Below are 7875 nucleotides of genomic sequence, written 5' to 3'. Positions count from 1 at the left end.
CCGCGCCCGGGCGGGGAGTTCTTCCTTCCGCCTCCCTCGGTGACCGCCCGGTCGTCCTCCGTACGTCCCGGGTCCCTTCGGGCTGCCCGAACGGCCCGCGGCCCCGTGGCCTGTGGTCTTCCTCTCTCCGAAACCTCCGTTTCCAGGGGATAAGCGGGCCCCGACCGTGGAACCCATGGGTAAGGAGCGCCCGTGGAGGCGGGCATGGTTGGATGCGAAGGAAGCCCCCGGCAGGGGGTCCAGGGGGAGCGCGGAGGGCGAGGAGCCGCAAGGGGGAACGCAGAAGGGCTGAGCCCGGCGGCAATCTGTGGCAGGTTGTCGAGTGGGCCCCCGGAAGGCCCCGGGCGCCTCGCGGATCACCTTCCCACGGCGTTCAAGAGCGACCAGCAGGCGGGAATCGTGAGGATCTTCGGCAAGGTACGGCACCGGCCCTCCGCCTCGTGGCGGCAGACGACCGACCGCGCTTTCACGCTGATCGGCGACGGCCGTTACGAGGACGCGGGCGCGCTGCTGACCCGCGCCGCCGACATGGAGCCGTGGCTGTCGGAGTCCTGGTTCAACCTCGCCCTGCTGCACAAGTTCCGCCACGACTGGGAGCAGGCACGCTCCGCCGGGCTGCGCGCGGTGGCGCTGCTGGACCGCGAGACCGGTGCGCCCGACTGGTGGAACGTGGGCATCGCCGCCACCGCCCTCCAGGACTGGCCGCTGGCCCGCCGTGCCTGGCAGGCGTACGGCCTCACGGTGCCCGGCGACGGCCCGTCGTCCGGCGAACCGGTCGGTATGGCGCTGGGCAGCGCCGCCGTGCGGCTGTCGCCGGAGGGCGAGGCGGAGGTGGTCTGGGGCCGCCGGCTGGACCCGGCCCGGATAGAGGTCCTGTCGATCCCGCTGCCGTCCTCGGGACGCCGCTGGGGCGAGGTGGTGCTGCACGACGGCGTCCCGCACGGCGAGCGCACCACCGCCGCCGGCCCGTCGTACCCGGTCTTCGACGAGATCGAACTGTGGGCCCCGTCGCCCGTGCCGACCTGGGTCGTGCTGCTGGAGGCGGCCACCGAGGCCGACCGGGACGCCCTGGAGCGGCTGGCGGCCGACGCCGGTTTCGCCGCCGAGGACTGGTCGTCGTCGGTGCGGCTGCTGTGCCGGACGTGCTCGGAGAGCCGGATGCCCAGCGACGAGGGCGACGGGGAACACCTCGACCCGCACGACCACAGCGAACCGGGCCACCCCGGGCCGCTGGGACACCGCACCGCCGGCTCCGGGTCCCTGTGGGTGCCCGAGCGGGAGTGCGGCATAGCGGCGCCGTCGTCGCTGGTGCGCGGCCTGCTCGACAGCTGGGTCGCGGACAGCCCCGACACCAGGGAATGGCGGGACCTGGAAGAGGTCTGCTGACCGCCTCCCGGGGCGCGGACCGGGCCGTGCGGCCCCGGTGGGCCCGGCGGGCGACGGATTAGGCTGTACGGCGACCGGTCAAGGATTTGAGGAAGGCGTACGGCGGAGATGGCCCAGCAAGAGACCGAACCACAGGTGGACAGCGCGTTCATCGACGATGTGACGGACGCGGCGGAGCGTGAGGCCGCCCACCGTGAGCGCGGCACCTCGCGGCCGATCACGGTCGTCGGGAACCCGGTGCTGCACAAGGAGTGCGAGGACGTCACGGAGTTCGGCGACGAGCTGGCCCAGCTGATCGACGACATGTTCGCCAGCCAGCGCACCGCCGAGGGCGTGGGCCTGGCCGCCAACCAGATCGGCGTCGACCTGAAGGTCTTCATCTACGACTGCCCCGACGACGGCGGCGTCCGCCACGTCGGCGCGATCTGCAACCCCGTCCTGGACGAGCTGCCCGCTGAGCGCCGCGTCCTGGACGACTCCAACGAGGGCTGCCTGTCGGTGCCCGGCGCCTACGCGGAGCTGGCCCGCCCCGACTACGCCGTGGTGCGCGGCCGTGACGCCAAGGGCGAGCCGATCGCCATCGAGGGCACCGGCTACTTCGCGCGCTGCCTCCAGCACGAGACCGACCACCTCTACGGCCGTCTCTACATCGACCGGCTGTCCAAGCGCGACCGCAAGGACGTCTTCAAGCAGATGGCCGAGACCGAGCCGCGCTACCCCGTCGTCCCCAACGACTGACCACCCGCGCGCATCCGGGACCGGAACGGCCCGGCGCCCCGCCACCGGCGGAGCGCCGGGCCGTCCCCGTGTCCCTACGCTCCCTGGTACGCGGCCCAGACCAGCGGCGGGAGGGTCGTACCGCGGCCGGTCTCCTTGCCGCCGAGGCCCTCCAGCGGCAGCAGGTCCGGGGCGCCGGGCTTGTTGCGGAAGAGGGTGACGGCCGTGGTCGGGCCCGCCTTCGCGGTGTCGTCGAGGGGCGTGCCGATGAACCACGCCGACTTCTTCCGGTCGCCGGGCTCGGTGCATCCCGCCGCGACCGACGCCATGGTGCCGCCCCGGGCCTCGCCCAGGGTGCGCCAGCCCAGTCCGCCCAGCGCGGATTTGACCTGTTCGGCGACGACGTCATGGACCACGCGCTCCGGCTCCGGGCGGTCGAAGCCGTCCACCTCCTCCCCGTCGAGGGTCATCCGGGAGATCGCGTACGGCTCGGCGTGCAGGCCGCCGTTGACGAAGGTGGTGTAGGCGCTGGCCATCCGGATCGCGCTGGGGACCGAGGTACCGAGCGGGAACGTCGGCTCCAGCCGGGCCAGGCTCTCCTTGCGCAGCCCGAGACCGAGGGCCGTGGCGCGGACCTTCTCCAGGCCGACGCGCTTGCCGGCCTGCACGAACGGCTGGTTCTCGGCGTTCATCAGGGCCTCTCGCAGATCGCTGTAGACGGGGTCGACGGGGAGCGGCGGCCGGGGCCCGGAACCGGTGTCGAGGCCGGCCGGGGGATCGGCGGGCCGGCTCTCCTCCAGGACGGCGGCGAGGACGAACGGTTTGAACGCGGAGCCGGCCGGGACGGCGACGGTGTCGGCGTTGTTGGTGAAGTGCCGGGTGGCGTCGGGGCCGCCGTACAGGGCGAGGACCGCGCCGTCCGCGGGGCGGACCGTGGCCGCGCCGAACTGGGCGTGGGCGTCGGCGGGCCGTTTCTTCGGGTCGAGCTTTTGCCGGCGCACCTGGTCGACGGCCTTCTCCAGTTTCCGGGTGAGTTTCTTGTCGAAGGTGGTGTGGATGCGGTAGCCGCCGCGGGCCAGGTCCTTGTCGGTCAGACCGGTGGCGCTCTTGATGAATTTGTTGGCGATGTCGACGAGATAACCGGTCTGGCCGGCCTGGCTGTCGGGCTTGGCGGGCGGCAGGGGTTCGGGGAATTCACGGTAGGTGTCGCGTTCCTCCTGGCTCATCTTCCCGGTGGCCACCTGCCGGTCGAGAATCCAGGACCAACGCGCCTCGGCCCGCCGGTGATTGGCCTTGCTCAGGCCCGGGTCGTACTGTTCCGAACCCTTCAGCACGGCCGCGAGCAGCGCTCCCTGGCTCGGGTTCAGCTTCGAGGCGTCGATGCCGTAATAGGCGTGCGCGGCGGCCTGGATACCGTTCGAACTGCGACCGAACCAGCTTGTGTTGAGATAGCCGCGGAGGATCTCGTTCTTGCTCTGCCGGTTGTTCACCTTGAGCGCGATGAAGAATTCCTTGAACTTGCGGGTGACCGTCTGGTCCTGCGAGAGATAGGTGTTCTTCACATACTGCTGGGTGATGGTGGAACCGCCCTGGGCCTCTTCGCCGGAGAGCATGTTGACCACGGCGCGGGTGATTCCGGGAAGGGAGACGCCGGGGTCGTCGTAGAAGGTGTCGTTCTCGGCGGCGATCACCGCGTCCCGCACCGGCCGGGGCACCTTGGAGAGTTCGACGTTCTGCCGGTTGACGGCGCCCACGCTCACCATCTGGCTGCCGTCCGACCAGTAGTAGACGGACGCCTCCTTCCCCGCCAGGGCGTTCTCGTCGGGAATGTCGACGGCGAAGTAGACGGCGGTGAACGCGGCGGTCAGCGCGCAGACGGCCAGTGCGGCGAGGCCGAGCCACTGCCGCCAGGACGGCAGCCAGCGGCGTGGTCCCGTGCGGCCGTTGCGCGGATAGTCGAGGAACCGGCGGCGACGTGGGGTGCCCTTCATACTGACGTAGATGTCCTGGCCCCCACCCCCGGTTGTCAGCTGACCGAATGGTCGTATTTGGCGGGTGACCTGGGGTGATACGCAAAGGGGCACCTCCGGAGGAATCCGGCGGCGCCCCTTCGCGGGTGTCCTAGAACTCGTCGTCGAACGACACCGAACCCTCGACCGCGACCTGGTAGGCCGACGCCCGGCGCTCGAAGAAGTTCGTCAGCTCCTGGACGTTCTGCAACTCCATGAAGGAGAACGGGTTCTGCGAGCCGAAGACCGGCGCGATGCCCAGGCGCTGGAGCCGCTGGTCGGCCACGCACTGGAGGTACTCGCGCATCGAGTCGGTGTTCATGCCCGGCAGGCCGTCCCCGCACAGGTCCCGCGCGAACTGGAGCTCCGCCTCGACGGCCTCCTTGAGCATCGCGGTGACCTGCTGCTCCAGCGCGTCGTCGAAGAGGTCGGGCTCCTCCTCGCGGACGGTGTCCACCACCGAGAACGCGAACTCCATGTGCATGGACTCGTCGCGGAACACCCAGTTGGTGCCGGTGGCCAGGCCGTGCAGCAGGCCGCGCGAGCGGAACCAGTACACGTACGCGAAGGCGCCGTAGAAGAACAGGCCCTCGATGCACGCCGCGAAGCAGATGAGGTTGAGCAGGAAGCGGCGGCGGTCGGCCTTGGACTCCAGACGGTCGATGTTCTCGACCGAGTCCATCCAGCGGAAGCAGAACTCCGCCTTCTCACGGATCGACGGGATGTTCTCCACGGCCGCGAACGCGGCGGCGCGGTCGTCCGGGTCGGGCAGATAGGTGTCCAGCAGCGTCAGATAGAACTGGACGTGCACGGCCTCCTCGAACAGCTGGCGGCTGAGGTACAGCCGGGCCTCGGGGGAGTTGATGTGCTTGTAGAGCGTCAGCACCAGGTTGTTCGCCACGATCGAGTCGCCCGTCGCGAAGAACGCGACCAGCCGCCCGATCAGGTGCTGCTCGCCCGGCGACAGCTTGGCGAGGTCGGCGACGTCGGAGTGGAGGTCGACCTCCTCCACCGTCCAGGTGTTCTTGATCGCGTCGCGGTACCGGTCGTAGAAGTCCGGGTAGCGCATCGGGCGCAGGGTCAGCTCGAAGCCCGGGTCCAGGAGGTTCTTCGCGCCGGTGGTGGCGGTGTGGGAGGCGGCGTTCGACTCGCGCCGCGGCGTTTCGGGTGTGGTCGTCATTACTGGCATGCCTCGCAGGACTCGGGGTTCTCCAGGGAGCAGGCGACCGCCTCGGGGTCGGCGGCCTGCCGGGGTACGGGGGCGGAGGTCGTGGTGCCGCGCGCCGACTGGGCGATCCGCGTCGCCGGACGCGACCGCAGGTAGTACGTGGTCTTGATGCCGCGCTTCCAGGCGTAGGCGTACATCGAGCTGAGCTTGCCGATGGTCGGCGACGCCATGAACAGGTTCAGCGACTGGCTCTGGTCGAGGTAGGGGGTGCGGTCCGCGGCCATGTCGATCAGCGCGCGCTGCGGGATCTCCCAGGCCGTGCGGTACAGCTCCCGGACCTCGGCGGGGACCCACGGCAGCTCCTGCACCGAGCCGTTGGCCTCGCGCAGCGCGTCCCGGGTGCGCGCGTCCCACACGCCGAGCGCCTTCAGCTCCTCGACCAGATACGTGTTGACCTGGAGGAACTCACCGGACAGCGTCTCGCGCTTGAACAGGTTGGACACCTGCGGCTCGATGCACTCGTAGACACCGGCGATGGAGGCGATGGTCGCGGTCGGCGCGATCGCCAGCAGCAGCGAGTTGCGCATGCCGGTGGCGGCGACGCGGGCGCGCAGCGCCGCCCAGCGGTCCGCCCAGCGGGGCTCCGCGTCCGGATAGTGGTCGGGGTGGAGCACGCCACGGGCGGTACGGGTCGCGGACCAGGCCGGGTGCGGGCCGTGCCGCTCGGCGAGATCGGCGGACGCCTCGTACGCCGCGAGCATGATCCGCTCGGAGATACGGGTCGACAGCTCCCGCGCCTGCGGCGAGTCGAACGGCAGCCGCAGCCGGAAGAAGACGTCCTGGAGCCCCATCAGGCCCAGGCCGACCGGCCGCCAGCGGGCGTTGGACGCGCCGGCCTGCTCGGTCGGGTAGAAGTTGATGTCCACCACGCGGTCGAGGAAGGTCACCGCGGTCCGCACCGTGGCGTCCAGCCGCTCCCAGTCCACCGCCTCCCGCCAGTCGGCGGTGTCCTCGCGCAGGTGCGCGGCGAGGTTGACCGAGCCGAGGTTGCAGACGGCGGTCTCCCCGTCGTCGGTGACCTCCAGGATCTCGGTGCACAGGTTGGAGGAGTGGACGACCCGGCCGGGCTCGGCGGTCTGGTTGGCGGTGCGGTTGGCGGCGTCCTTGAACGTCATCCAGCCGTTGCCGGTCTGCGCGAGCGTCCGCATCATCCGCGCGTACAGCGCCCGCGCCGGGATCTGCTTGACGGCCTTGCCCGCGGCCTCCGCCTCGCGGTACGCGGTGTCGAACTCCTCGCCCCACAGGTCCACCAGCCCGGGGACGTCGACCGGGGAGAACAGCGACCAGTCGGCGTCGTCCGCGACCCGGCGCATGAACTCGTCCGGGATCCAGTGGGCGATGTTGAGGTTGTGGGTGCGGCGGGCGTCCTCACCGGTGTTGTCGCGGAGCTCCAGGAACTCCTCGATGTCCGCGTGCCAGGTCTCCAGGTAGACGCAGGCGGCGCCCTTGCGGCGGCCGCCCTGGTTCACCGCGGCGACCGAGGCGTCCAGGGTGCGCAGGAACGGCACGATGCCGTTGGAGTGCCCGTTGGTGCCCCGGATCAGCGAGCCGCGCGCCCGGATGCGGGAGTACGACAGACCGATGCCGCCGGCGTGCTTGGAGAGCCGGGCGACCTGGTGGTAGCGGTCGTAGATCGAGTCCAGCTCGTCCAGCGGGGAGTCCAGCAGATAGCAGGAGGACATCTGCGGGTGCCGGGTGCCGGAGTTGAAGAGGGTGGGGGAGGAGGGCAGGTAGGACAGGGTGCTGGTGAGGCGGTACAGCTCGGCGACGTCCGCCAGCGCCCGCTCGCCGTCGTCCTCGGCCAGGCCGCAGGCCACCCGCAGGAGGAAGTGCTGGGGCGTCTCCACGACCTTCCGGGTCACGGGGTGGCGCAGCAGGTAGCGGGAGTAGAGGGTGCGCAGGCCGAAGTAGCCGAAGCGGTCGTCGGCGCCGTCGGCGAGCGCGGCCTCGACAAGGGCGTCCAGCCGGTCCGCGTGGGTGGCGACGAAGGCGGCGGTGCGGTCGGCGATCAGGCCCTCGCGGTGGCCGGTGGCGACGGAGGCGGAGAACGCGTCGGCGCCCTGGCCCGCGGCCTCCTCGGCGATGGCGAGGGTGAGCAGCCGGGCGGCGAGCCGGGAGTACTGGGGCTCGTCGCCGATCAGACCGGCCGCGGCCTCGATGGCGAGGTCCCGCAGCCCGGCCTCGTCGGAGCCGGGGTGCCGGCCGCGCAGCGCGGCGGCGGCGACCTTGCCGGGGTCGGTCGCGGTGAGGTCCGCGGTCAGCTCGGTCAGGGTGCGGAGCAGGGCGGTGCCCGGGCCGTCACCGGCGTCCGGGGCGGGGAGGTTCCCGGCGGGGAGCGTGGTGGCGGCGGGCGGTACGGCCCCGGTGTCCGACACGGGCTCCGATGGCGCGATGGTCACGTGCTGCTCTCCCTCACTCGACGAAGGCCGGGAGGGGGAACTCGACGGGCGCGCACGGGGGCGTGCGCACCCCGGCCGCGGCCGCGGGCGCGCGGGCACACCGCGCGGCGTCCACCGGCCCAACCCTCGGGGCCCG

General features: G+C 71.5%; 5 protein-coding genes. 2 read left to right on the top strand and 3 right to left on the bottom strand.

Annotated features, from left to right (window positions below; translation table 11 throughout):
* Positions 1-399 precede the first annotated feature (399 nt).
* Positions 400-1386, top strand: a complete 987-nt coding sequence (locus AC51EU_RS08525; protein ID WP_496266086.1) for a tetratricopeptide repeat protein — start codon at positions 400-402, stop codon at positions 1384-1386.
* A gap of 108 nt (positions 1387-1494) precedes the next feature.
* A complete protein-coding gene (gene def, locus AC51EU_RS08520; protein WP_496266085.1) occupies positions 1495-2124 on the top strand; it encodes a peptide deformylase in 630 nt (209 codons plus the stop codon).
* 74 nt (positions 2125-2198) lie between these two features.
* On the opposite strand, the gene AC51EU_RS08515 is transcribed toward def, so the two are convergent.
* The 3 genes from AC51EU_RS08515 to AC51EU_RS08505 all read right to left on the bottom strand — a co-directional run bounded on the left by AC51EU_RS08515 (position 2199) and on the right by AC51EU_RS08505 (position 7739).
* Positions 2199-4094: a transglycosylase domain-containing protein gene (locus AC51EU_RS08515; protein ID WP_496266084.1), complete on the bottom strand. Its 1896-nt coding sequence runs from the start codon at positions 4092-4094 to the stop codon at positions 2199-2201.
* A gap of 130 nt (positions 4095-4224) precedes the next feature.
* The gene (locus AC51EU_RS08510) at positions 4225-5292 is read right to left on the bottom strand and encodes a ribonucleotide-diphosphate reductase subunit beta (protein ID WP_496266083.1); all 1068 of its coding nucleotides are present in this window, start codon (positions 5290-5292) and stop codon (positions 4225-4227) included.
* Positions 5292-7739 (bottom strand): ribonucleoside-diphosphate reductase subunit alpha, encoded by a 2448-nt coding sequence (locus AC51EU_RS08505; RefSeq protein WP_496266082.1) that lies wholly within the window; start codon positions 7737-7739, stop codon positions 5292-5294. Before AC51EU_RS08505 ends, AC51EU_RS08510 begins: the two co-directional genes overlap by 1 nt.
* Positions 7740-7875: the final 136 nt, after the last annotated feature.

This window comes from Candidatus Streptomyces philanthi, assembly GCF_059553635.1.
This window is presented reverse-complemented; position numbering and strand designations above follow the sequence as displayed.